This is a genomic window from Methanobacterium lacus, from assembly GCF_000191585.1.
Lineage (GTDB): Archaea > Methanobacteriota > Methanobacteria > Methanobacteriales > Methanobacteriaceae > Methanobacterium_B > Methanobacterium_B lacus.
Genome location: NC_015216.1, coordinates 1,426,112 through 1,451,818 on the forward strand (window position 1 = coordinate 1,426,112; position 25,707 = coordinate 1,451,818).

The 25,707-nt window shown below is 36.2% G+C and carries 20 protein-coding genes and 1 riboswitch; of the genes, 7 read left to right on the plus strand and 13 right to left on the minus strand.

The window, feature by feature from the left end; translation table 11 throughout:
- Positions 1–2 precede the first annotated feature (2 nt).
- Together METBO_RS07085 and METBO_RS07090 are read right to left on the minus strand one after the other, a co-directional pair.
- Positions 3–350 (minus strand): hypothetical protein, encoded by a 348-nt coding sequence (locus tag METBO_RS07085; protein ID WP_048186397.1) that lies wholly within the window; start codon positions 348–350, stop codon positions 3–5.
- Positions 351–429: 79 nt separating this feature from the next.
- Positions 430–2,421, minus strand: a complete 1,992-nt coding sequence (locus METBO_RS07090; RefSeq protein WP_013645012.1) for an FUSC family protein — start codon at positions 2,419–2,421, stop codon at positions 430–432.
- Positions 2,422–3,261: 840 nt separating this feature from the next.
- Between METBO_RS07090 and METBO_RS07095 the strand changes: the two genes are divergently transcribed.
- Positions 3,262–4,662 carry a glutamate decarboxylase gene (locus tag METBO_RS07095; RefSeq protein ID WP_048186398.1) on the plus strand — a complete coding sequence of 467 codons (1,401 nt, stop codon included), beginning with the start codon at positions 3,262–3,264 and terminating at the stop codon, positions 4,660–4,662.
- Positions 4,663–4,788: 126 nt separating this feature from the next.
- Here the strand turns inward: METBO_RS07095 and METBO_RS07100 are convergent, their stop codons facing one another.
- The 6 genes from METBO_RS07100 to METBO_RS12775 form a co-directional block, all read right to left on the minus strand.
- Complete coding sequence (locus METBO_RS07100; RefSeq protein WP_013645014.1) at positions 4,789–5,991, minus strand: cation:proton antiporter; 1,203 nt, start codon at positions 5,989–5,991, stop codon at positions 4,789–4,791.
- A gap of 107 nt (positions 5,992–6,098) precedes the next feature.
- A riboswitch (Fluoride riboswitch) is annotated at positions 6,099–6,162 on the minus strand.
- 182 nt (positions 6,163–6,344) lie between these two features.
- Positions 6,345–7,103 carry an MIP/aquaporin family protein gene (locus tag METBO_RS07105; protein ID WP_013645015.1) on the minus strand — a complete coding sequence of 253 codons (759 nt, stop codon included), beginning with the start codon at positions 7,101–7,103 and terminating at the stop codon, positions 6,345–6,347.
- Positions 7,104–7,313, minus strand: coding sequence for a DUF2180 family protein (locus tag METBO_RS07110; RefSeq protein ID WP_013645016.1), 210 nt, complete (start codon positions 7,311–7,313; stop codon positions 7,104–7,106). It abuts the gene before it with no gap.
- 49 nt (positions 7,314–7,362) lie between these two features.
- The gene (locus METBO_RS07115) at positions 7,363–8,862 is read right to left on the minus strand and encodes a DUF2193 domain-containing protein (protein ID WP_013645017.1); all 1,500 of its coding nucleotides are present in this window, start codon (positions 8,860–8,862) and stop codon (positions 7,363–7,365) included.
- A 492-nt stretch (positions 8,863–9,354) separates the two neighbouring features.
- A complete protein-coding gene (locus METBO_RS12770) occupies positions 9,355–11,541 on the minus strand; it encodes a PAS domain S-box protein (protein ID WP_013645018.1) in 2,187 nt (728 codons plus the stop codon).
- A 10-nt stretch (positions 11,542–11,551) separates the two neighbouring features.
- Entirely contained in the window at positions 11,552–14,464 is a 2,913-nt protein-coding gene (locus METBO_RS12775; RefSeq protein ID WP_013645019.1) for a PAS domain S-box protein, read from the minus strand.
- 360 nt (positions 14,465–14,824) lie between these two features.
- On the opposite strand from METBO_RS12775, the gene METBO_RS07130 reads away from it, so the two are divergent.
- Positions 14,825–15,769 (plus strand): pyridoxamine 5'-phosphate oxidase family protein, encoded by a 945-nt coding sequence (locus METBO_RS07130; RefSeq protein WP_013645020.1) that lies wholly within the window; start codon positions 14,825–14,827, stop codon positions 15,767–15,769.
- Between the two features lie 238 nt (positions 15,770–16,007).
- On the plus strand, positions 16,008–16,523 hold the full coding sequence (locus tag METBO_RS07135; RefSeq protein WP_013645021.1) for a DUF308 domain-containing protein: 516 nt from the start codon (positions 16,008–16,010) through the stop codon (positions 16,521–16,523).
- A gap of 515 nt (positions 16,524–17,038) precedes the next feature.
- Here METBO_RS07135 and METBO_RS07140 read toward each other — a convergent pair.
- A complete protein-coding gene (locus METBO_RS07140) occupies positions 17,039–18,127 on the minus strand; it encodes a hypothetical protein (protein WP_013645022.1) in 1,089 nt (362 codons plus the stop codon).
- A 595-nt stretch (positions 18,128–18,722) separates the two neighbouring features.
- On the opposite strand from METBO_RS07140, the gene METBO_RS07145 reads away from it, so the two are divergent.
- Positions 18,723–19,349, plus strand: a complete 627-nt coding sequence (locus METBO_RS07145; protein WP_013645023.1) for a TetR/AcrR family transcriptional regulator — start codon at positions 18,723–18,725, stop codon at positions 19,347–19,349.
- A 69-nt stretch (positions 19,350–19,418) separates the two neighbouring features.
- The gene (locus tag METBO_RS07150) at positions 19,419–19,826 is read left to right on the plus strand and encodes a hypothetical protein (RefSeq protein ID WP_013645024.1); all 408 of its coding nucleotides are present in this window, start codon (positions 19,419–19,421) and stop codon (positions 19,824–19,826) included.
- A 92-nt stretch (positions 19,827–19,918) separates the two neighbouring features.
- On the opposite strand, the gene METBO_RS07155 is transcribed toward METBO_RS07150, so the two are convergent.
- Together METBO_RS07155 and METBO_RS07160 are read right to left on the minus strand one after the other, a co-directional pair.
- Positions 19,919–20,959 (minus strand): NADH:flavin oxidoreductase, encoded by a 1,041-nt coding sequence (locus METBO_RS07155; protein ID WP_013645025.1) that lies wholly within the window; start codon positions 20,957–20,959, stop codon positions 19,919–19,921.
- A 65-nt stretch (positions 20,960–21,024) separates the two neighbouring features.
- The gene (locus METBO_RS07160; protein ID WP_013645026.1) at positions 21,025–21,669 is read right to left on the minus strand and encodes a flavodoxin family protein; all 645 of its coding nucleotides are present in this window, start codon (positions 21,667–21,669) and stop codon (positions 21,025–21,027) included.
- Positions 21,670–21,945: 276 nt separating this feature from the next.
- On the opposite strand from METBO_RS07160, the gene METBO_RS07165 reads away from it, so the two are divergent.
- Positions 21,946–22,449 carry a tetratricopeptide repeat protein gene (locus METBO_RS07165; RefSeq protein ID WP_013645027.1) on the plus strand — a complete coding sequence of 168 codons (504 nt, stop codon included), beginning with the start codon at positions 21,946–21,948 and terminating at the stop codon, positions 22,447–22,449.
- 352 nt (positions 22,450–22,801) lie between these two features.
- Here METBO_RS07165 and METBO_RS07170 read toward each other — a convergent pair whose 3' ends face one another.
- Entirely contained in the window at positions 22,802–23,959 is a 1,158-nt protein-coding gene (locus METBO_RS07170) for a right-handed parallel beta-helix repeat-containing protein (RefSeq protein WP_013645028.1), read from the minus strand.
- Between the two features lie 665 nt (positions 23,960–24,624).
- On the opposite strand from METBO_RS07170, the gene METBO_RS07175 reads away from it, so the two are divergent.
- Positions 24,625–25,251 carry a DUF998 domain-containing protein gene (locus tag METBO_RS07175; RefSeq protein WP_013645029.1) on the plus strand — a complete coding sequence of 209 codons (627 nt, stop codon included), beginning with the start codon at positions 24,625–24,627 and terminating at the stop codon, positions 25,249–25,251.
- Between the two features lie 119 nt (positions 25,252–25,370).
- Here METBO_RS07175 and METBO_RS07180 read toward each other — a convergent pair whose 3' ends face one another.
- The gene (locus METBO_RS07180) at positions 25,371–25,700 is read right to left on the minus strand and encodes a DUF5400 domain-containing protein (protein WP_013645030.1); all 330 of its coding nucleotides are present in this window, start codon (positions 25,698–25,700) and stop codon (positions 25,371–25,373) included.
- Positions 25,701–25,707 lie beyond the last annotated feature (7 nt).

A 25,707-nucleotide genomic window follows, 5' to 3' on the forward strand; every position in this document is an offset into this window, starting at 1 on the left:
AGTCAGTACTCTATGACCTGATCAAGGATTCCGATCTTAACCTCAGACCATCCTGTACTTTCCATTAAACCCTCGTAGAACTTTTGATTACGATTTGAAAAGGTTGAAACAGCCCCTTCTGCCCATAACTTAACATCCTCATCGTTGAGATAGCCGGATTTATACGCGTACTCCACTAGCACATCGTAGGCATTCTGCATAGATTCTTCCATCAATGCACCGTATTGATAGCCCATTTCCCAGCTGGATCCTGATAATACCGGTATTAAAAATCCTGCAGTTTCATAGAGCTTTCCCTTCCCCTCTTCTGAAATAATTTCAAATCTTGTTTTAGATCGATCATCCACCATATTATAACCTCTCAAAAACTTATATATTTGATTATCTGTCGTTAAACATACATTGTTCATCCTCAGTCCGTTAAATGTTTCATTGGGTCAAATTTTTGTACCTCTCCAGTGCTCCACTTTCAACAGCTTCTTTGATCAAGGAGTGGAGAAGGTATATGTCTGAAACTATCCACTGGAAGTACTGTTTGATTTCTTCATTTTCTTGAAGCATCTCGGATATTAGCTTGTTGTAGATATGCATATCAGGCAACTCTTCAGGTATCTTATTCTTTTCAATTGCAATTACAAAGACATCGAGTATTTCAGAACTTAAATCTTCAAGGGAAGAAAAATCCAACTTAGAAATTTCCTCTTCGTAACCTGCAACTGCAGAAATATCTTCAGTAAGATTGTAGCATGCACCAGATATGTCTCTATATATGTTGATGTCATCTGAAACATCTTTAAATGAATCTTCGATCTTCTTTAATGATGATCCAAGGTTGTTGTATTCTAGCAATGTTTTTTCAAGCTTTGAAGATACATCTTTACCAGTGTAATTTCCTGATAAGATACATGCAGCATATTCTTGGTTGGCTTTTAAAACCTTAAACACCTGGTTGGGCAGGTTAATCCTCAATCTTTTTGGCAGTACCCCATAAACGAGTATGATTGATATTATTGAACCAATGAAGATATCTATTATCCTTGCAACAGCGTTGTTAATCACTTCACCCTGTGGCCATACAAAAACAGTGAATACGCTCACTGCTAAGATTGAAAGACCTATGTAGTTGGGTAAAAATGCTCTGAAGAAGTAGAGTGCTACCAATGCAAAGATTAGAAGCATATAGTGTGGGAATATGAAGGCTAATATTATGGCCAGTATGACTGCGAAGAGGTTGAACGCTACCCTCGTGATCATGTTGTCCCATGTACTTGTAACATCTGGTTTGAGTACAATTAAAACACCCATGGCGATCCAAGCAGGGTCTCTTGAATGGTCGATAAAAACAAAACTAAGTGTTATAACCATGGCTATTGTAAATCTTAAGGCATGTCGAATGTAGAGTGAATCCAGATTAAATCTAGAACTTATCACCTGTTTAAAGGACACCTTATTCAATGGTGTGAACCTGATATTTTCTTCTTCGGCCTGGTTTATGGGTCTAGAAAGTATTTTGTTTGAATCTTCAAAGAACTTAATAAAATTATCAGCCAAAAATTTTATGGATTCAGAACCCTTCTCATCCATATACAAATTCAATTCCTTTAAATTTGATTTTAGATGTTCAAGATTTACTTCTCCTTTCTTATGGGTTATATGATCCGCAAGGTTGATACTAACAGAATTTGATTCTTGTATAAAACTCTCAAATGTTACTGCAACTTTGCCTGTAAGTCTTGATTGAACTGTTTTTCCATAGTTCCTGAGCCCTGTTAAATACAGCCCATAATCAAACAGTTCATGGTAGGATTCTTTAATAGGTACACCAGTTAAAATTTTTCTAACAGAACTCATCTTAGTTACAGAGGTGTTGGGATCAAACCCTGATGCAACCATTTTTCTGTTGTAGGAATCTATTTGGATATATTTCCATGCCAGAAGTATTGAAGCTACGATGTAGGCAAACAAAACATAGATAACCAGATCAAAAACATTTGTACTGGTTTTTATGAGGACTGTTGCGGTGTAGTAGGAAATAAATATTAAATACCCAAACAATCCTTCTGCCTTTCCAAATATGTAAAGAGTAAATGGGAAAAAAGACCAGATTGCAGTTAATACTATGAAAAATGGCAATCCAAATAGGTGTGCAACCGAAGCACTCACAAATGCCAGCGACATAAAAATAAATCCAATGACTGAAAAAGTCACTGATTTACGGAATGGAATTGCCTGATCCATTAAAACAGATGCAAACAGTACCACCATGAAAATAATTTCAATACCATCTTTTAAACCTATAAAATAAGCTATAACCACGCTTAAAATGGCTAAACCAACTGCTCTAAACGCATGCCCCCACAAAGGTTTTCCTGTTGGAGCTGAGAGTCTTTCAAATCTACTAACAAACCCCTTCTTTTCCAAACAATCACGTCCATTTATTTTTTAAAATAAAATTAATTCATATAAAAAAATCATGCAAATAAAGACCATGATTAAATAATGGAACGTTACTTTGAACATCCCATTTTTAGTTATTAAAACAATGGAACCAATTTAAATCCCTTATTAAACGTTGAATCCCAACATTCAACATCAAAGAAAAATTATCTATTATTATATAGAATTTATAAATATAAATAATTTATCACACTTAACCCTGTATAAACTCGATATTTACCACTTTAACTATCACCACATTCTATTTGACCATGCATTGAGAAATTTAACAGAAATTCTGAAATATCTTACCTGTTAAACCACAGTGGCCCTGAAAAATGTAACTATTACTTTCATATAATTTTCCAGTGAAAAGTTGAAATAAATCTTCAAACTAAATAAATCATTAGAATCTTCAATGGTTCTAAATATCATGTTTAATTTCCAATTTGTTTTAAAATGCAGTAAAAATATTTTTCATACTGAATTAACTCCCCTAAATCATATTATTTTTAAAAAAATTTAATATGTAGTTCTTATAAATAGTATTAGCAAGGTATTATGTGTTTTTCTATTTAATCTGTATTTATTTAATAAAATAGGAACAGAATTGTCATTAAATAGGTAAAGTGGGGGAAAAATTATGTTATTTCAAGGGATAACTGAACTTATCTTTAATAATTACTTTTCCAATCTTTTAAACGGTACCACCATAGAAAATCTATTTTTCATGAATTTTAAAACTTTTTTTAAGAATAAACATGATTTTTGTAAAAATTTTTGATCATATTTGTTAAAATTAAGATTGTGGAGGAAAATAAAAAAATGTTATCTGAAAAAAAGAATTTGGATGAAATGGATGACCATGAAAAGGAACAAACCACCACGTATGGTAGCCGTTACTTTACTAAGAGCATACCCAAGTACATAGTGCCTGATGAAGGAATGCCTCCTAGGGCAGCCTACCAATTGATACACGATGAATTAAATCTGGATGGAAACCCTGCACTTAACCTAGCAAGTTTTGTAACAACTTGGATGGAACCTGAAGCAGATCTTCTAATGGTGGAAAGTATGGGCAAAAACTACGTTGACAACGATGAATATCCTCAGACCGAAGTAATTCAAGATCGTGTTGTTAACATGCTTGCAAGATTGTTCAATGCCCCTGAAGATTGTAAGTCTGTGGGAAGTGCCACAATCGGTTCATCAGAAGCCATTATGTTAGGTCTACTGGCACATAAATGGACATGGAGAAGCAGAATGGAAGCAGAAGGTAAACCAACAGACAAGCCTAATATTGTGATGGGTGCAGATGTTCATACTGTGTGGGAGAAATTTGCAAGGTACTTCGATGTGGAGTTGAAACTCATACCCCTCAGAGAGGACATTTACACCATTACAGCAGAGGATGTTGTAAAGGAAATTGATGAAAATACCATTGCAGTGGGTGCAGTTATTGGAACAACATTTACTGGTCAGATGGATCCGATAGAAGACATAAATAATGCATTGCTAGAAGTTAAAAAGACTAAAGGATGGGACATTCCAATTCATGTTGATGGTGCTAGTGGAGGTTTTATAGCACCGTTTATTTATCCAGATCTGCCATGGGATTTCAGGTTGGAACAAGTTAGATCTATAAATGTTTCAGGACATAAATATGGTTTAGTTTATCCTGGTGTGGGATGGTTGGTGTTTAAAGATAAATCTGACCTGCCTGATGATCTTATATTTAACATAAATTATCTTGGAGGACTCATGCCCAACTACTCTCTAAATTTCTCAAAGGGCAGTAATACCATAATAGCACAGTACTACAACTTTATAAGGTTAGGAATGAAGGGTTATACAAAGATAATGGAGAATATGCTTGAAAATGCACGTTTCCTTGGCAAAAAGTTGGAAGAAACTGGAAAGTTTGAGATCCTGAATGATAAGATACTATTCCCATTGATAGCTGTGAAACTTAAAAACTGTGATTTCGATGCATTCCACCTTTCAGAACATCTACGAGAAAAGGGATGGATAGTACCGGCCTACACCCTTCCTCCCAATGCAGATGATATCACGGTATTAAGGATGGTTATTAAAGAAAGTTTCAGTAAAGACATGGTGGAAATGTTATTTAAAGACATAATGGCCTCCATAAAAACACTGAACCAATCACTCAACGAAAGAAGAAAGGCCATTGATGAAAAGGGCAACCCAACCTTACTCTACTAAACCATCTCACATCTTTTTTTTAAAATATTCAAACATCACAAGAACCATTTTTGTAAAGAAGATACATTTCAAGCCCTTCAGTTAGATTTTGTCACATATTACCGTGTTGTAGCAGTTGTTTTGTTCTCACCCAGCACTTGGTTCTTTTTTAAGGATTTTATCTCCCAGGACTTTAATTCCCAGGGATCCTAGGGGAGCTGTGAGTATGATTGCCAGTACTGATATTGCCAGTATTATGTCTCCTGATGCAACACCTGCAGCCAGGGGTACTGCTCCAATTGCTGCTTGTACAGTTGCTTTAGGAGTGTTGGCCACCATTGAAAATAGTTTCTCATCTTTGTTAAGTTCTGTTCCTGATAGTGATAAGTAAACACCCAGGCTTCTTGCTAAGAGGCCTACTCCTATGATTATAATACCTGCCACACCTGCTGAAATTACCAGTTGGATGTTAACTTGGGCACCAACCAGTACGAACAGGATTATCTCTGCTAGTATCCATATCTTGGAGAATTTTGAGGACAGTTCCAATCCGAGGTTAGGATTTCTGTCCACGATCACAAATCCAAGAACCATGATTCCTAGAAGGGCTGCTACAGGCACGTAATTTTGAAGGTAATCCCCAAGTTCCTTGAGTAGAATGGCTGAAGCTAGGATTATGAGTATTTTCTCCGAACTTCCAATGCTGTAATGTTGGAATACCCTGAGAATCAATAGTCCCAGTAAAAATCCCATGATCATGCCCAGTATTAGGGAAACAGGTATTCCTATAATGGCAATGCCAATGTTTAGGCTGCTGTTTAGGTAGAATCCGAAAAATGCTGAAAAAATGGTTATTGCCACCACGTTGTCTGCAGATGCACCGGCCATTAGGAGTGTTGGAATGCTTTTAGCTGTTCCCATACTCCTTTCAATGAAGGATAGCATGCTTGGAACCACCACTGCTGGTGAAACTGCTGCTATTATAAATCCAAGCATTCCGGCCACAATCCATGGTAGGCCTAGTAGTAAATGTGCAACAGCCATGATGGTCAGTCCCTCGAGCAAACAGGGTAAAAAACTCATCTTAATGGCTGAAGTTCCAACCTTTCTCAACGCATCCCTATGAAGACTGAGTCCCGCTCGAAGCAGTATGATTATAAGGGCCATAACCCGTAAATCACTGGATATTCCAAGGAATCTTGGGTCAATTAGGTTCAAGTAGTAGGGACCTATTAAAACACCAACAACAAGCATTCCCAATAGCCCAGGTAGACCTATCTTCGAAAACAGTCTACTGAAAATTAGGCCGAAGACTATTATTATTCCCAGGCTGAGTAGGATATTATCCATAAAAAACCACCCTAACTGATCCTAGAGTTGAATATCCATGTAACGAACTAGTAATTCTATATAACTGATTGATTAATTTGATGTTAACTTCCTCCACCATAAATTTTTATTGTGCAGGAGTCATCAGCTTAAAATAAGCGGTTAAAGGTGAACCCCATCACCATTCCATATGAAACATTGGTTTATTTTGATATATATAATTTTAGAATTAATGATGTTTCCTAACTGTGCATCATTTTGGTTCTAGTACACTGCAGTTGTAAATTTTTATAGTTTTTTGGCCTTTAATCCACCAGCCCATCAAAATTAGGAACATGAAAAAAAGAAAAGTTACTGTAAAAAAGAGTAAATTTTTAGTCTCTGATTGCCTTTTCTTCGCTTGTCATGTAGTTGTAAGCTAAGGCTGCGAGTACTGCCCCAATAACTGGACCTATAATGTAGATGGGTAAAAACGCCCATAGACTGTTACCACCAAGAACAGCATCTCCAAGGTAGGGTCCGAATGTTCTTGCAGGGTTCAATGATGATCCTGAGATGTTACCCACAGTTGTTATCACACCTGCCACAGTTAAACCTATTATTATACCTGCAAATCCAGGTGGTGCTCTTCTATCTACTGCAACACCCATTATTGCTAGCATTAATAGGAATGTTCCAACTATCTCTGCAAGCATTGCCTGGTAGTAACCTATTCCTGGAAATGGTGCTGTTGCACCTAAACCTCCAACAGTTACTGCACCCATACCTATTATACCTGCCAGGAGGAAGCTTCCTAGTGAAGCACCTAAAACTTGGGAAACTATGTAGGGCACCACATCTCGACCAGGGAATTTTTTCACACTCCAAAGTCCAATTGTGACAGCAGGATTTATATGACATCCTGAAACGTTACCCAAGGCATAAATAGCGGCAGCTATTGCCAGCCCAAATGCCAGTCCAATTGCAAGCCAATCACCAAGACCACCGAGAGCTCCTATCCCAATGTTAAATGAGTTCGGTGTGGCTGCTCCATTAGATATCATCAATGCTATGACAGCGGCACCAGTACCCATAAAAACTAAAAAGAAGGTGCCTATAAATTCAGCTAGACACCTTTTAGTCAAATTTGCCATCTAATCACCCTTTAATGCAGCGTAACATTCTGGACAGAGAATTCTAGGCAAACTCTTGCTGACCTTTTCAGATGGGAATGGGTAACCACCCTCCCAGATGGTGACATCCTCCCTCTTCACATGATCCATGCAGAGTGCCATTCCACACACTATACATATTGCTACTGCGTCTTTGTCCTTTCCTTCAAGAGCATCTATGTAACATTTCATTTTCAAAACACCTTCATTTAATTATATATCCCATGGATTGAAAAAATATTTACACAGCTTCTTTCCACTGACATGCACAGTGTCTGAAGTCAACCAGACATGCTGATGCACAGTTTTTACAAACCCTTGCAGGTGAAGCCGGACTTTCCTTGTGGAGTGCTATGATGTTTGTCATCATGGTTGCAGTTACAGGTTCACTGGTTAGTAAACATGGATAGTCTGCAAGTCTCATGAGTGCAGAGTACCTGACTGTTATTGCACATGCAGGATATGCGTAGCGCTGAGGATTCATTATAACGTTGTTTTTATGTACAGGGGTTAGATCCACTTTGAAACCCGCTACATCTGGTTCTAAATTTCTGCCTGAACCATTTTTCATCCTTCTCTCTGTGTCCATGTACTTCCATCCTCTGTATATCATGTCCATGAAGTCACAGTTGTGCAGTTCTGCAGCTGCTCCACGGGTTGGATATAACTGTACATAGTTGTGGAACCTTTTAGTTAGCATATCAACCACCATTGGTGCGTTGAATCCATCTAACTCCAACATGTACTCAACTGCACAGGCCGATGATCCTGTTGCAAGGGAAAGTAACTCATATTCACTTTTAAATTTAGGTAATGCTTTTTTCAAGGTTGAATCCATTACATCAGTTGCAGCTTCAATAACTGCCATTATTACATCGTCTTTACACATGTTGTAGGTTGATTGTGCTATGTGGTGTGCTATGTCACCTACACAGTATGCTGGTACCGTTACAATGTTTCCATAGTGTACACCATCTTCAACTGCATTTAAGACAGTTTCTTCCATGGATTTTTTGTACTTGGCCATGTACTTTCTAACATCGAATGATTCATGCCCTGCCCCGTCCATGAGTTTGGCCTGAGCTTCCACAGGACTTTCATAGATGTACTGTATTTGGGCTATTTCCTTATCTAAAGCATCTGTTAATGTCATTCCTTCCTCAATCTGATCAGTGAAGGTTTCGCCAAATCCATATGATGTGTTCATTCCCCAAGATTTAGCTGATAAAATTGCTTGTTTATGTGCGTCTGGTATGTCGGTATGCTTTAAAATTCTGTTTACAATGTTACTGGTACTTCCAGGTATGAGTGCGAAGTCTACCACACATGTTGGGCCGTAAAATCCTCCGTATCTCCTCACTACTTCTCTTCCAATGATTGACTCGGCATTTCCAACTGCTTCTATGAACTTGTCCACACTGTCCTTGAAGGCCTTGTCATTTTCATAGAGTATTTCTAAAACTGCCGGTGTTTGATAGTGCTCCACAAATGGATCGTCTTCTGGTCTTATGGTGTCTGTTAAGTTCACAAGTGCATCGTAATGAGAATTCACTGATTTAACATGAAGATCGATCACAGATTCACTCTGCCCATCTGCAACTGACATCTCATTGACAACATCCAAGTATGCCTTTGTATCAGTAATTTTAAATTTTCCGCCCCTATTCTTTTTGATGGTATCTACATCTGCTCTTTGAGCTGCCATAGCTTCTTTTACCATTTTTTCATATAACTCAGACATTTTATCACCTTACTAATATTTATAATTAATACTGCTTATATTCTTCGATAGGATTAAATTAGCTGAAATTAGATGCATATGATGTTTAATAAACCATCAAGACTTTTATAATGTTTTTACTGAATCACATCTCCATTGATTCATGAAACTAAAAAATCAACTTTTGAGTAAAATTAGTACAAAAAAACCATTTCCCCAATACATTTTTTTAAAATGCGTTAAAAAAAAATCCAAAAAAACATGCTATTTAAAATTTTTTTCGATAATCCAATTCAGTATCGTGATAGAATATAACGACCTAAATTAACTAGATTGGGATTATTCTTCCAATTCTTGGAATAATGCAGTATTTTGATATGAATATAATTCATAAGAGGATCTATCTATAATTTATACTTATTTTTAGACTAAGAACTCAGTCCCATTCATATCTTTTTAAAATGGGTTATATATTTATTATCAAGTTCAAGGAAAAAAACAGTTAATTTATAATTAAATTCTTTCTTTGTATTCAATTTCACTGAAAACAATAATAAATTCGGTTTTACCATTGCTATTCAATTCCATACTTCCATCTAGCTGATCAACTAGGCTTTTAACCAGTTCAAGTCCCAGTGTATTGGTATCTTCAATGTGCATGTTTTTTGGAATACCCACACCATCATCCACCACCCTCAGTTCGTACATATCACCCAAGGTTTTGAGGGAAACTCTGATGGTTCCCTCCATCCCATCTGGAAATCCATGTACCAGTGAATTTGTGACGAGTTCATTTATTATGAGGCCGCATGGTATGGATGTTTCCATGTTTAAATCCAAGGATTCAATATCTAAAACGGATTCAACCCTGCTATTTGCTGTGTATGACAAAAATAGTCCCCTAATGAGACTGGTTATGTACTCTGTTTGGTTGATTTTACTGAAGTTCGATGTTAAATACAGCTTCTCATGCAACGTGGCCATGGTAATGATCCTGTTTTGACTTTCTTTAAGTGAGTTTATGGCATTTTCATCGTTAAGATGTTCTATTTGAAGATTTAAAAGGCTTGAAATAATTTGCATGTTGTTTTTAACCCTGTGGTGTATCTCCTTTAAAAGGATGTTCTTCTCGTTTACAGAGTTTATGAGCTGGTTGGTGGCCTTTGTTATGTCGGTAATATCCCTTGCAATTCCTTCAAATCCTATGAACTGTGTATTTTCTTCAACCACCTTTGCAGAACGTATTTCTAGGATGAGTTCGTTACCAACACGATCAATTGCAGGTACCACCAGGGTTTTAAAGTACTGGCCTTTATTCACATGATCCATGAAGGAATTCCGGACATCGTCAACCGCCTCTGGCTTTAAAAGTTCGAATATCTTGGTTCCAATGAGTTTATCTGGTGTGTAACCCATTATCTGCAGAGATTGAGGACTTATGTACTTGAAGGTTCCCTGAGCATCTATCTCCCATATCATGTCGGGAGTGGTTTCAACGAATTTTCTGAATTTGGCCTCACTCTCTGCCAAGGCAATTTCTGCTTTTTTTCGTGATGTGATGTCCTGGGTGGATCCAAACATCTTCAAGGCTTCACCATTTTCATCCCTAATAACCTTTCCTTCGTCATGAATATAACGCACTTCACCATCAGGCCGTACTATCCTGTAATCATTACTGTACGGTTTATTGTTGATTATAGATTCTTCAACTGCTTCATGGAAACGTTTAAGTTCTTCTTCTGGAAATATTTCTACCACATCGTTCAGGTTAACTTCGGTGTCAATTGGAAGTCCGAGTATTTTGTACATCTCATCGGACCATTTAAGATCATTGGTTGCCAGTTCATTCTCCCATATGCCCATCATTGCAACCTTTTGAGCCATTTCAAACCTTTCCCTATCTGCTTTACAATCCTTCTGTAGAGATTCAAATATCTGTTGGGCAGTTTTTTGAGGGGTGATATCCGTTAAAACTCCACTAACTGCAACAGGTTTTCCATTAAAATCTGTCTCAAGATTATTTCGTTCTTTCAACCATTTCTCATCCCCATCTTTGGTGATAATCTTGTACTCCAAACTGGTTTCAACCCCACCATCAAGAAGTTTTATAAATGTTTCATGGTAGGAATTCTTAAAATCAGGATGAACAACCTGTTTTAACAGGTTATTTGAACTGTAAAATTCGGCAGGACTGTAACCTGTTAATTTTTCTGCAGCAGGATTCACGTAGTCATAACTCATGTCAGACAGGTTCATGTTGTAGATCATGTCGCTTGAATGGTCAGTAATGAGTTTGAATTCATTTTTCATGGCCCGGATCTTGTTTTCAGTTTTTAGCTTGTTGATGGCAATTTCAATGGTGTACATAAATTCTTTGGAATCGAATGGTTTGATGATGTAACCGTATGGATCAGTTTCCTTAGCCCTTTCAAATGTCGAAGGTTCAGAGTTGGCAGTTAAATACACAACAGGTATGTTAAGGTGACTCAGTTTCTTTGAAACCTCAATCCCATCCATTTTACCTGGAAGCATAATATCCATCAAAATAAGGTCTGGAAAAATTTTTTCAGCCATTTTAATGGCATCTTTCCCGTTAACTGCTATGTAAGGTACATGGTAACCCATGGACTCAAGTTCTCTTTTGATGTCCATGGCTTCGATACCTTCATTTTCAACCAGTAAGATTCTGATTTTTGACATGGTAAACCATCTAAGCCAGTTCTATTTCCTTAAATTTTATCTTAAATTCAGTTCCATCTGTTGTATTTAATTCTATTTCAGCATCGATCTGTTCTGATAAATTGTTAACCAGTTGTAAACCCAGTGAATCTGAATTTTTATAGTCAAATCCTTCTGGAAGTCCCACACCATTATCTTTAATCATGAATATGTAGTTGTGATCCACCTTCTTAAATTCGATGATGACAACTCCATCACCACCGTTTACAAAGGCGTACTTCAGACTGTTGGTTATGAGTTCGTTTGCGATTAGTCCCAGTGGAATTGCTGTGTTGATGTCAAGCTTCAGATCTTCGATGTTGTAGTGAATATCAACACCACTATTTCCAACCCTGTAGGTATAGAACAGTTCACTCGTGAGGTTTTTAATGTACTCCCCGAAGTTTATACTCTTCAAATCTGTTGATTGGTAGAGTTTTTCATGTATGAGTGCCATGCTTCTGGCCCTGTTCTGGCTTTCTATGAATATATTTTTCGATGCCTTGTCTTTGATGTAATCTGTTTGAAGACTTAACAGACTGGAAATTATCATTAAATTATTCTTAACACGATGATGAATTTCCTTAAGAAGCATTTCCTTTTCATTTAAAGATTTTTTAAGTTTTATTTCCATTTGTTTACGTTCTGTAATATCCCGTATTGAACCTTCAATTCCCACGGGTTCATTTCGAGAATTTCTCATTACCTGGGCATTGATTGAAACATTGATTAGTTTATTTTCCTTGGTTTTAAATATTAGTTCATGGTCTTCAACATGTCCCCTGTTCTCAATTTCTTTGATTAGAAGTTTTCTCTCATGGGGATCTGCATAAAAAATATCTGCAGGTTTACCAATGATATCTTCTGGTTTATACCCAGAGTACCTTTCAATTGAGGGGCTGAGTGTTTTTAATATTCCATGTTGATCTGTCTGGAAAAATACGTCCTGAATATTTTCAAATATGGTTCTGTACTTTTCTTCACTGACTATAAGTGCTTTCTCAGCTTTTTTACGTTCCGATATATCACGTGCTATTGATAGAAGATGTTTTTCACCCCTTATAAAAAACAGATGGGTGTTGACTTCAACAGGCAATAAGTCTCCTTTTTTTGTCACGTGTTCCGATTCAAATGTTGCCTTCCCATCCCTTATAACATTTTCAAACACCGTGGGAAGATACAGTACAGTATCAGAAGATATGATGTCCTTAAGCTCCATTTTTACCAGTTCTTCCTTGGAGTAACCTAGACTCTGACTTGCTGTGTCGTTAACCTCTATGAATTTGCCCGGACCTTTTTTTGTCACTTTCTGGAGAAACATTGCATCGTTTGCATTGTTGAAAACTTCCCTGAATTTTTCTTCGCTTTGGATGAGTGCCAATTCGGAATTTTTTCTCTCTGTTATGTCTTCAAATACAACAACGAAGTAATCCTTTTTTGGAGAAAATGCAGTGATGTTGAGCCATTTTTCAATGAATCGCATATAGGTTTCAAAGGTTTCATTCACACCTGTTTGTGCCACCCTTCCAAATATTTCGAAGAGTTCTGGATTTTCATCCTTCAAATATGGGAGAATGTCGGTTACATTCTTTCCAACAACATCATCGAGTTCTGTTATTGTTTTGAATCCCTGGTTGACTGCTATGTGCATCCAGTCTACTGGTTCTTGTTCATTGTTAACAACAACCTTGGCCAGAAGGAATCCTTCAAGCATATTTTCAAACAGGGATCTGTACCTGTTTTCACTTTCAACCAGGGCTTTTTCAGCCTTTTTACGTTCTGTAACATCCCTTCCTACTGCTATAATTACTTCTTTTTTGTTTAGTTGGAATGTGTGGTTGTTAATTTCAATGGGAATTCTTTTTCCAGATTTGGTTATGGTAGTAATTTCAAATGCATCGTAGCCCATTAATTTAAGATTTTTAGCATTTAAATCCATTTTTACCCTGTCTTCAGGTGCAACTATGTCCAGTGCAGTCATGTCTAAAAATTCATCGTAGCTGTAGCCGTACATTTCCAATCCTATCTGGTTGACATCTATGAATTTTCCTGGACATCCATCTTTTTCCATATGGTTCAAACTGATCATGTCGTTGGCATTTCTGAAAACTTCACGGTACTTCTCTTCACTTTCCTTTAATGTTTTTTCCATGAGCTTTCTTTCATGAATATCATGGGCTATGGTTGCTGAACCATTAATATTACCCTTTGAATCGTACATCGGAGAAATGTAGAGTGCAACATCTATGAGTTCACCGTTCTTTTTTATTCTCTGGGTGTCGTGATTGGTAATGGCTTCACCGTGGTTTATCTTGTCCATGAGTTCATAGTACTCTGCTTTCTTGTTTGGTGGTATGAGTACGAATATTGATTTTCCCATCATTTCTTCTCGAGGGTAGCCGTACATGGATTCAGCAGCCTTGTTCCAGCTGATTACGTTATCATCTAGATCCTTTCCATATATGGCATCTGCAGAAGATTCAACTATGCTAGCAAGGTATCTATTTATATTGCTCAGTTCATTTCTCTCAGTTACAGAGTGAACTATGTGGATGCTGCCTGTTAAATTTCCATCTTTATCACAGATTGGATAGGCTGAAACAGAGTAATCCCCTTTAAGCAGTTCTATAGGAAATTCTACTTGGTGTGCTGTTCCATCTTGTACCATTTTTGCATGGGGGCACAGGGCAGGAGGTTCTCCACTGCAGTGCATCATAGAGTAACATTCCTTTCCAACGAGATCCTCAGATTTAACACCCAAAGTATCTAACATTACCTTGTTAACCTTTTTAATCTTGAAGTCTAAACCGATGATTGCTATCATGTCTTGCAGCGAGTCAAATATTTGCTGCCACTCAAAATTAGTTTCAACATCTGATAAATCATTGTAATCATCAGTACCCATATTATATCCCCTTAAAACTTGGTATCAAAACAAATTTAATACAACCCTAAAAAGTTAAATCGATAAATCCTAACTCAAACTATCCATTCAATGCATCTTCCTTTTTAGAGAGTTTAGTAATAATTTGGTTTTAAGATGCTTTAAATATATTGTTAAATGTTGGTTTAATGGTGTATCTAAGCAATAACTGACCAGTCATGTTTGGATATGAAAATAAATGCATCTTGATTGTCTGCTATTGTATATAAAAATAATTTTGATTCAAATAATTTTATTACATCCAAATGGGAAAAATAATGGTTAGAATAAACATATTTCTAAAAATTTTTTTATGGATCTAAAAATGGAGGGATTTCTTAGATGCTCAAGACATTGGTGGTGTACTCTGGTAAGTACAATACAACTGAAGAGGTAGCAAAAACCATATCACTCATAACTGGACCTTCAAGGTATTGTACTGTGGATAATTTCAAAGAAGAGTACAGGGATTTTGACTTTGTGGTGCTGGGGGCTCCGATTTATGAGGAAAAGGTTGACCCTGCCATGGTTGAATTTGTAAAAGAAAACAGTACATGGTTAGCTAAGAAAGCTGTAGCAGCTTACTGCACATGTTTAGATACTAATGGTGGGCTCAGGGAATTGAACAACCTTGCTTTTGATTATCAAATTAACTTTCTGACTTTAAAGGCTCTTGGGGGGCGTTTGATCCTTGATAAATTGGATTCTGAAGACAAAGTAGCCATCGAAGAATTCCTTGAACTTGTTAAACTTCCACATCAAGACATGGATTTTTACAATGAAGAGGAAGTAATTAAATTCGCATTGAAGTTGAAGGAACTTAAGGAGGAGCTCCTATCTAAACTGGATGATGAAAAACTTTTGGTGATGGTAGAAGAATTTATCAATTCCCACAACACCTGCTGCCTTGCAACCTGCCACAATGGAACAGTCAGATCCACTCCCATCGAATACAACTACAGGAACAAGAATTTGTATCTTTTATCGGAAGGCGGGGAGAAATTTTCAAACCTGCTTCTAAACGAAAATGTCAGTGTATCCATCTACGATTCATTTAAGGGTATGAACAGTCTGGCAGGAATGCAGATAACTGGAAAGGCGACTATTATCGCTGAAACAAGTGAGGAGTATGAAGAAGTGATTGAGATGAAGGGTTTAAACCTTGAATCCTTAAAAAGACTTCCAGTCAACATAAATTTGATCAAGATCCAGGTGGATAGAATCGAATTTTTATTTTCAAAATTCAAGGAAATGAATGCTGACACCAGACAGATCGTAAACTACTGATAGCAAATTTTTTCTATATTTTTTTTTGGATCAAGATTTTCTTAAATATTCTTTTCAAATTTATATTCTGGCCCTACATGGTTTGAATGATCGCTTGATATCGGCGAATGGTTTGGAGTAAACCTGTGAACCAGATGAATTTGCTTACAAATGGTACTTCCAACCAGAAATTATAAAATAACCGAGATCAATAAATAATAGTATTAATTGATCTAAAAAAATTAGGGAGGGATTGTTAGTGAAGCATAATAATGTGTTGTTTGGAATATTAGCCATACTCTTGGGTCTGGCAGTTATAGCTTTCCCACTTATCAGTGTTTTCATTGTCAGTGACATTGTTGCTATTGGTCTGATATTTATCGGAATTTGGCTGCTTGCACAAAGTGTGGTTACATGGTCTGAAAGTAAAGCAATGAGTATACTTGCACTTATAATTGGTATAATAGGTGTAATTGTTGGAATAGGATTGTTTGGAAAGGTTCTAGCATTTAGTATCTTTGCAGGTATAATCATATACCTCGGAGGAATATTCCTGATAGTTTCAGGAGTTATAAGCCTGATCTCAGGTAAAGGTAATGCTGGAAGGGCAGGTGGATTCTTAGGTATCGTACTCGGTATACTTTACCTGATCATAGGAGTCTATGCATTAAACCCATTCTACCTGGCACTTTTAATAGGCCTCTGGTTAGTACTGACCGGTATCTTCTTGGTTTTAGAACCTAATCCAGAAGTTCCAGCTCCAAAAACAGAATAAAAACAGGGTTGAACTCAAAATATTTATTTTTTTTTATTTTTAATCTCCAACATATCCCCAAGGAAACCGGGTAAACTCAAATAATTTGGGCCAAATCCATTAATCCTTTGAAAAAAATCCTATAATTTTTTTTTACAATTAATTTTTACCAATTCTTTCGTTGTTTGATAAAGATTTAAGAACCAACAAATCTATCCATGTAAATAGATTAAAGGTTAATATTTTGATGGAATATTAAGAGTTTTTATGTTTTAACGACAGCTTCCTCTTATTTGTGTTAAGCTGTAGGAAAGTTTCCATGATCCAATGACATCCATCACTCCCATCTGAGGAGATCTTCATAGATACGCACAATAATTTATGATTCTAAAACTTGGAAGAGTTTGAAGGATTTGAAAATAACTAAACAGGATTCTATAATAAAAAAAATAGCAGATGTAAAGGTAAAAAAAATAGGTGTATCTCAAGTGTTATTCATAATACCATTGAAATTGTTTTTGAAATTGGATGAGTCACTAGTGACTGGTATTTTTAGGCAGGATCACGTGGGCCAGTACCAGTCCACTTAGGAATATGAATGTCACAAGGGCTGTTCCATTTATTGCACGGTTAATTATAAACAATCCCAGTATGGCCTGTGATGCGAATGCTGCGAGTGATCCGATTAGCAGTGCTTCCCTACCAAGGAGTGTTTTGTTTCCCTTCTCCCTTTTTGCCCGATATTCTGATAGTATTTTCATTCCAAGTACTAATATGAAAATGCACCATATTAGAAGAAGGGCAAGTACTATGTAACCGAAATCAAATGCGAATCCAAATATTCCTGGAACGAAGTAATCTATAATATCCTTCTTAGTTACCAGCACACCGAAAAAGATCTGGTAAGGTAATCCAAAGGTTAATATTAATGATATTGGCAGTGCTATGTATCCGCTGGAGCTTCCTGTGTCTGTTGTGTTCCAATAGGAACTTCCAGGGTTGTGACCCCATAAGGTGGTGTTGGATATAACCATTTTCAAACTGGGTATGGCGTTGTCAAATATCCTCTCAATCCTCACAATTGGACTTAGAATTGTCATGGAAAGCAGTCTTGAAAGTAATTCTAGTGAAGTGAATCCAACCACAACTGCAGCTACCAGCGCTATAACCCTTTTGGCTGTGAGGAATGATTTTTGTCTGAAGGATCTTGATATGAAGAAAAATCCAAAGAACAATCCCATCATCCAAAGTATGAGGAAATCCCTGTGCACTAATCCACCCACAATGGTTATGAGTATGATCATGAGAAAAACAAGCCTCTTAACATTCATGACCTGAATTCCAACTTCACTCATTGTGGACAGGGCTGCCCATGCCGTTACAATGACCAATATGGCTATTGGGCCATAGGTATGCGTAAATTCGTGCAACCCCAAAAATGGTAAGAAGAGTGCCATTGCATCGAAACTAAAGAGTGCAGTTAATCCTATTCCCAGTATTAATGAGAAGAACAGTATACGACTCAGTGTGATCCTGAATAAATTAAGTACCAAAATTATTGCCAGCTGTAAAAATATTGCTACTTCCAATATGAATTCAAGATTGTTAACTGCAATAAAAGCCATACTATACCTCTCTAAAACTTAAAACTTTGGAATAAAACTTAAAACTGTTTTGAATAATTATATAATAGGATCAAGGTTTATAAACATATCTACTTAATTAATCTACTTCATCAGATTTAAGTTTTTCATTATTAATAATCCCTGCGATGTTAATAGTTTCGAAAAGCTTTTAAATGATAACAGCGTACTTAATAGAATGTGGTGTTAACGCACCACATACCCCCCTAATTCTCAATTAAATAATAATCTGACTTTAATTTCTAATTTTAAACATTTTAATATCGAATCTTTTCACCTGTAAACAGTTTTATTCATAGGATAACGAATGATACTTGTGGTTTAGTTGTCAAAAATTTATACAATACCCATAACATGTCATTTAAATATTTAACACCTAAAAATGCTGATATTGGATTTAGTAAACTAATTAACCTAATTTTTTTCCATTGAATCGTTAGAAATCCGATATATGGATCCAATGGAAGTTTAAATATTATTATTCTCAAGCCACTTTTTTGGATAAATTTCAATCCAAAACTATATAAAATATATGAATATAAAATAAAATTATTCATACAGTTATAGTGGTGATGTTATGCCAAAAAAATTCGGCGAAAATGAAAAACAAATCATTGTTAAAAAGCTCAAAGAAACTGGGGTTGAGCTCTTCAGTAAGTACGGTCTGAAAAAAACCAGTATATATGACCTCACAAGCGAAGCTGAAATTGCCCAGGGAAGTTTCTACAATTTCTTCGATTCAAAGGAAGAACTTTACTTCAGCTTACTAGAATCTGAAGAAGAAGAGATGGAAAACCACATGAAAAAAATTATACTGAACTCAGGATCTGCAAGGGAAGCAATAAAGATCACCATAGTAGAAAGCTGTTCACTGTTTGAGAAAACACCATTGTTACGCAGGATCTACGAAAGCAACGATTATGAACTCATGGTCCGGAAGTTACCCCATGAAAAACTTTTAAAACACCAAAAAAATGACACAAAACTGGTTATAAACACGATTTTAAAGGTAAAAACCGATGATGAAGAAATAACAGCAGATCCAGAAATAATATCCGGAATTTTACGGAGCATAACACTCTTAAACCTTCACAAAAAAGAGATAGGTCGAGATATATATCCTGAAATCATTGAAATCCTGGCAGAATCCATTGCAGATGGACTGGTACGAAAAACAGGCCAAAAAACAACCCCAGAAACTTAAATAAAAACTAATTAAAGTTTTCAAATTTAACAGCTGAAAATGTCAAATAATAAGAGGAGACGATTAAAAATGGAAAAGAGACCAATTGGAATATCATTTGTGAGTGTACTGGTCTTTGTAGTTGCCCTAATCTCACTGGTTGTTGGAATATCATTGTTCGTAGTTGGAACTCCGCTGGATCTGCTCTGGACAGTGAAATCATCATTATCACTATCCATAAGGGGAACCTTAGTTGGAAACATATTCGGAATTTTCCTACTGTTACTTGGAACCGTGCTCATGGCTTCAGGTTACGGTTTACTCAAGGGAAACAAAATCGCATGGTGGGCAGTGATTGTGATATTCATGGTTAACGCAGTTGGAGATCTGGCTTCAGTCATCATGGGAAACATAGACTCCATCTCAGGGGTAATAATTGTTGGAATACTCGTTTTGTACTTAACAAGACCCCATGTTCGAAGCTACTTCAAAATATGAGGATTACACCAAAAAAAGGTAAATGATAAGGAAAGGATGAATCAATTTTCATCCAAATTTATTTTATAAACTCAAATAGGATTTGGATCAGTTTACTTGAAAACACAACCCCCGCTGATTCCGTTGCATGCATGGCAGGAAACACATTCTGAAGAATCTAGATCGTGTTCCATCCATTTGTTTATGAGACCTGGTTCGTGTATGAATGGTCTTGCCATTGAGAAGTAATCTATTTGGGTGGTGTTTAAAATCTCTGTCATCTTCTCAATTCTTCTGTTTCCACCCACCAGAGCCACTGAAACATCGACTTCTTCGGCTATTTTAGATGCGTAATCCATGAAGTAGGATTCATTATTCTCAGTATTTCTCATGGGTCCCTCACCATCCCTTGAAGAGTAGCTACCTCCACTCACTTCGATCATGTTGATACCCATATCAGCCAGTTTTTTACAGACATGCAGACTGTCTTCAAATGTCAAACCCTCATCCATAAAATCCTTACAGTTTACCTTGATAAATACCGGAAAATCCGGGCCAACAGCATCCCTTACAGATTTGTAGGTTTCATAAACTATTCTAGCCCGATTATCTATTGATCCACCATATTCATCAGTCCGGACATTGTAGTAGGGATTTAAAAACATGCTGAGTAAAAATCCGTGGGCAGCATGTATCTGCACCCCATCAAAACCTGCATTTTTAACCCTTAAAGCAGCCTCACCAAAGGCCTGGGTCACTGCATTAATCTCATCTGTTGTCATTTCCTTTGGAACTGTACCTGTTGCCTTGTGTTTCACGGCTGATGGACCCCATTTTGTGCCGCCGTGTACAATTTGCATGATGATGTTTACTCTGTGCCCATGAACCTTTTCAATGAGTTCTTCATATTCCTGTATGAAACTATCGTTGTATATTCCGTTCATATTATGTGTGGGCTTGTCAAAATCCATCACATTTGAAAATCCTGTGATGATGGTTCCAACACCACCCTCTGCAAGTTTATGATAATGATGAATTAATTCCTGTGTTACATGACCTTCATCATCTGCAAGTCCTTCCCATATTGCTGAACAGATGAATCTATTCTTAAGTTCCATGCCTGATATTTCTGTTGTTTCAAAAAGACTTTTCATAAACCTAAAACCCCCTATTAGCATAAAATATTGATTGATAAATTTTCTAAGTTTTTTTCCGGGTACTACTTTTTAGCCATTCGAATCCCTAAGTTAAAGGCAGCTTCTTTGTCAACTGGAAACTGTTTGTCCCTGTGTTTGGCCTTGTGTTCAGGGTCAAATCTGTCTGCAACAACCTTTGAGTAATCCTTGAATTGGTAGGTGTCGTAGCTCATTAAAGCTTCAGACGATCCAAATAAGAGTGTTAGAAGTTGTTTGTTGGATTCAAACTGCATTTTGTAACCATAATCTTCTATCATTTCCTCGGGAATGTTCATGGTGTAGAGGAATGCTGAACTTATTTGTTTTGGGAACAGGGATTTTGGTGGTGTGGTGTAGGTGAAGCATGGAAATATCATCCTCTCCATGAATGACCTCATCTCCCCTGTTACCACTCCGAAATAAATGGGAGAACCTAAAATTAGTGCATCAGCAGCTTCAATCATTTCAAATACAGCTGTTAAATCGTCTTTTACGTTGCACCGGCCGTAAGATTTGCTTCCCTTTGTTTTGCAAGCGAAGCAACTTTTACATCCTTTGTACTCAAGATCGTAGAGATGTATTAATTCTGTTTCTGCACCCTCTGATTTTGCACCTTCCAGTGCCTTTTTTATCAGTTCTGCCGTGTTCCATTCCTTTCTTGGGCTGCCGTTTATTCCTATGATCTTCATATTGTTTTGACTCCTACAGTGTCTATATCTCTTACTTGGAACTTCAAATAAATTACTAAAAAAATAATCGTTTTGAGTAAAAAGATTATTAGCTATAAAATAATAAATTTATTGAAAAGAACCAAAAAAAATAGATGTTCATGAACTGGAATTTGTGAATTTGGTTTGATCTAAATAAAATGTTGATCATTACTCAATCCCATTATGATAAATTATTTGATCTGGTAAAAAAAATCTTTAATTGTAAAATTTAAGGTGTATACTTGGTGATTTTTTATGGATGAACAAGACGTTGAAGTATTATATAAACAGGCTCTCTCCTACATGGAGCAGGGAGATAAACAAATGGCAATAGAATTTTTTAACAAGGCCATTGCGATGGATCCAAATTACAGTCCAGCATGGAATGATAAGGGCATTGTACACATGGAACTCAAGGAGTTTGACGAAGCCTTCAAATGTTTTGACACTGCTATGAGGATCGATTCATCCAACAGCATGCCAGTTTACAACATGGGTTACGTCCTACTAATGCAGGAGAAGTATGAAGATGCTGTCCATGCCTTTGACATGTTTTTAGAACGTTACCCTGACGAGAAGAATGAATTTTACAAGTATGGACTCTACCTAAAGGCAGAGGCCCACTACAAACTGAAACAGTACGACCAAGCCAAAAATCTTTTAGATAAAGCAATAAAACGAGACAGAATATTTAAAGAAGCCCGGGATCTCATGATAAAAATCCTTCAGGATGAAAAAAATATCAAATCAACCAACTGAAAATAACATCCTATGAAGCTTCAATTTTTTCAATAACATCTTTTTTTTTCTTTAAACCTAAAGTAATGTTACCCTAGCTACAAATTGGAACTGGTTTTTCCATACAGCTTAAAAATCTATAGAAAAGGCTTGCAAATGGATATGGACCCTAAAATAGTCTGATAGCTTAAAACAAAAAACCACGATCAAAAATTAAATAATTGATGTTTTCAAATCAAAAAAAAGCAGGAAAATGTTAGAAAATAAAAATGAGGTAGGGGAAATCTCCCCAAGTTTTAATATGGGGAGAATTTCATTGGAATAAATGACCGGAATTAAGTTTTGTTTAAATCTGCTAATTTTATGATTTCTTTTAACTCACTTTGTTGGATGATCCCTGTACCAATATCCTGTTTGCAGAGTAGTTCACTGAGTTGTTCTTAATAGTCACATGGTTAGCTGTGGATATGATTCCATTGCTGGTGTTGTGTTGAACTGTGTTGCTGCTTATGGTTGTGTAGTTACTGGCACTGTTTATTCCTGCTTTGTTGTAGGACAGAATGTTGTACTGTACTGTGTTGTGGTCGCAGCTTGAGTATCTTCCCAAGGCTATTCCACATACTCCATTGTGGGTTGCTGTGTTGTGGACTATTTTGTTGTATGATCCTGTGACATCAATACCACTGACCTTGTTGTAATTCGCTGTGTTGTATGAAATGGTTGAGCTGGTTAGTCTTATCCAGAATCCGTTTTTATTATATTTAACGGTGTTTCCTGTTATTGTGAAGTGACTGGCCATTCCACTTCCCATTTTTTGGATGGCTATACCATCTTCGGCTCCTGTTACTGTGTTGTAAATGATTTTGTTGTATTTAGCGTTGTCTGTGAAGTAAATTCCTGCACCCTTAAGTGCGTAACATCTTACTTTGTTGTTAGAGACTGTGTTGTATGCACTGCAATCGTTGAATAGAATTCCATTCAAGTAGTTGGATATGGTGTTTCCCTTGATGGTGTTGTAGGTGCTTTTACCATATTCAAAACTGATACCGTTTCCCCACTTGGTGGTGGTACCTGATATTTTATTGTTCAACACCTGGGATTTGGTTATATCTCCGTAGAACTGAATTCCCACTAAAGATGCTGATGTAATGGTATTTCCGGATATTGTACAGTAACTGGCCCCGCTGACCATTATACTGTAATTAGTATCTGAAAGTTTGAAATTTTTTATAGATGAACCTGCTGCTTTTGAATAGATGGTAAAAATTGCAGAGTTGGTGGTCTTAGCTTTAATGGTTACTGAACCATTGGATATAATGTTTAATTTTTTGTTTAGTGTTATGCTTTCTTTGTAGGTGTACGGCTGTTTGTTGTTGTCGTTTATGATTATGGTATCTCCAGGATTTGCTTTGTTAACAGCATTCTGTATACTACTGCCAGGATTTACAGTTACATTGGCAGCAGAAATAGAATTGATGGAGATCATACACAAACACAAAAACAGTGTACAAAGTATCATCTTTTTTTTCATTTTATTTCACCATTTATAATGAGATTGGTTATAATTGAGAACAACATCACATCCATAAAATAGTATGTATCTCTAACTGTTCCCGTTATCACCAATAAAAAGTGTATAAGCCTAATTATTAAAAATGGAATATGCTGAATTAAAGTCTTTTTTGATGAAATAGAATGACTATCAATCTGAATTAAGAGTTGTTCTGAAAAAAATATTATTAACTATTATAAACGAATTAAACCCAAATCAACCTATAAAACATTGTTAACAAACACCATAAAGAAAAAATCAACCCATAAACTTTTTTTATTTAGATAAACAATATTCTAGACTTTTAAAAAAAAATAAAGCCAATTATATCGATTTAAAATGTATACACTGTATTGTGAAAATATTACATTTTTAGACAGATATAACTGGTAAATATTGATCATATTGTAATAAATTGACAAAATATTAACATAAATCTAATTTTAATTAGTATTCAGAATAGAAAGAAACGATTTTTAACATCGCTACCCATATGATAATTTAACCAATTCATGTTCCACTACCATTTCCAACAAATCTGTAGAATTAATTTTGAGAAAACTATTAAATAGTTTCCAAGTATAAAAAAAGTTTTAACTAAAAACATACTGTTCTAAACGAATTAATTAAATGTGTGATAAAAAATGAAAAAGATTTACCCTTTAATTGGAATTTTAGGTCCAATAATCTATATTTTAGCTGTATTTGTAGGTGGTGCATTAAGACATGATTACAGTGCACTTTACAATGCTATAAGTGAACTTAGCATGGCAAATGCTCCTAACAAATTGTTAATGGATATTTTATTCGGACTTTACAACGTTTTCATACTGATATTTGGTGTTGGGGCATTTTTGGACCCTGATTTTAAATCTAAAAAGTTCAAGTCAGGAGCTCTCATGCTCTTTGTAATAGGAGTTTTAGGACTCATGGTTCTTGTGTTCACACAGGACCCTAGAGGAACACCTGCAACACTCTTTGGAACCCTGCACATAGCACTCTCTGGTGTCACTGCTGCACTCACAATAATCTCTGTCATCGTTATTGGTTTAAGTTTCAAAGATTACGTGGGAATGAAAAGTTTCTCATGGTACTCTTACCTAACCGCAATTTTTATATTCCTATCGGGAGGAGCTGGAGCTGCATCAATCGCAGTGAACAGCCCATTTGGAGGGTTATTTGAGAGGATAACCATCTTTCTTTTCATGGTTTGGGTTATTGTCTTTTCTTACATCCTTTACAAGGGAAATCTCAAACCAGTCCCTAAATAGGGTGTTAAAACACTAATTCTTTCTCTATTTTTTCTTAGTATCATAAACTGAAAAACACTTGTTCAATTATTAACTTAATAACTGAATCAGTTAATAAAAAAAGAAGGATTTGGAAATACTCATGCCAAGATCGATGCCAGCGATAAAATCGGGATGAGTGTCATGAGTGTTAAATGTGGTGCGTAGGCAGGTGATGTCTGGAAATTGTACTTTAAAACTGCCCAAGTTTGTGTGTAGGCCGTAATTACTGCTAATAATTGTAATATTACTGCAGCATAGATTATGGTGGTGTTTAGAGTTAGTATTCCAACTAGTGTGATGATTAAGCTCACTATGAGTACTATGAAGTGTGGTGCAAGTTTCATTCCTGACATTCTGAAGGTTAGAAAGCCGCTTACAATTCCGCTAAGCAGTATGGATAGTACGAGTATTTGGTAGATTGATTGCATTGTTTTT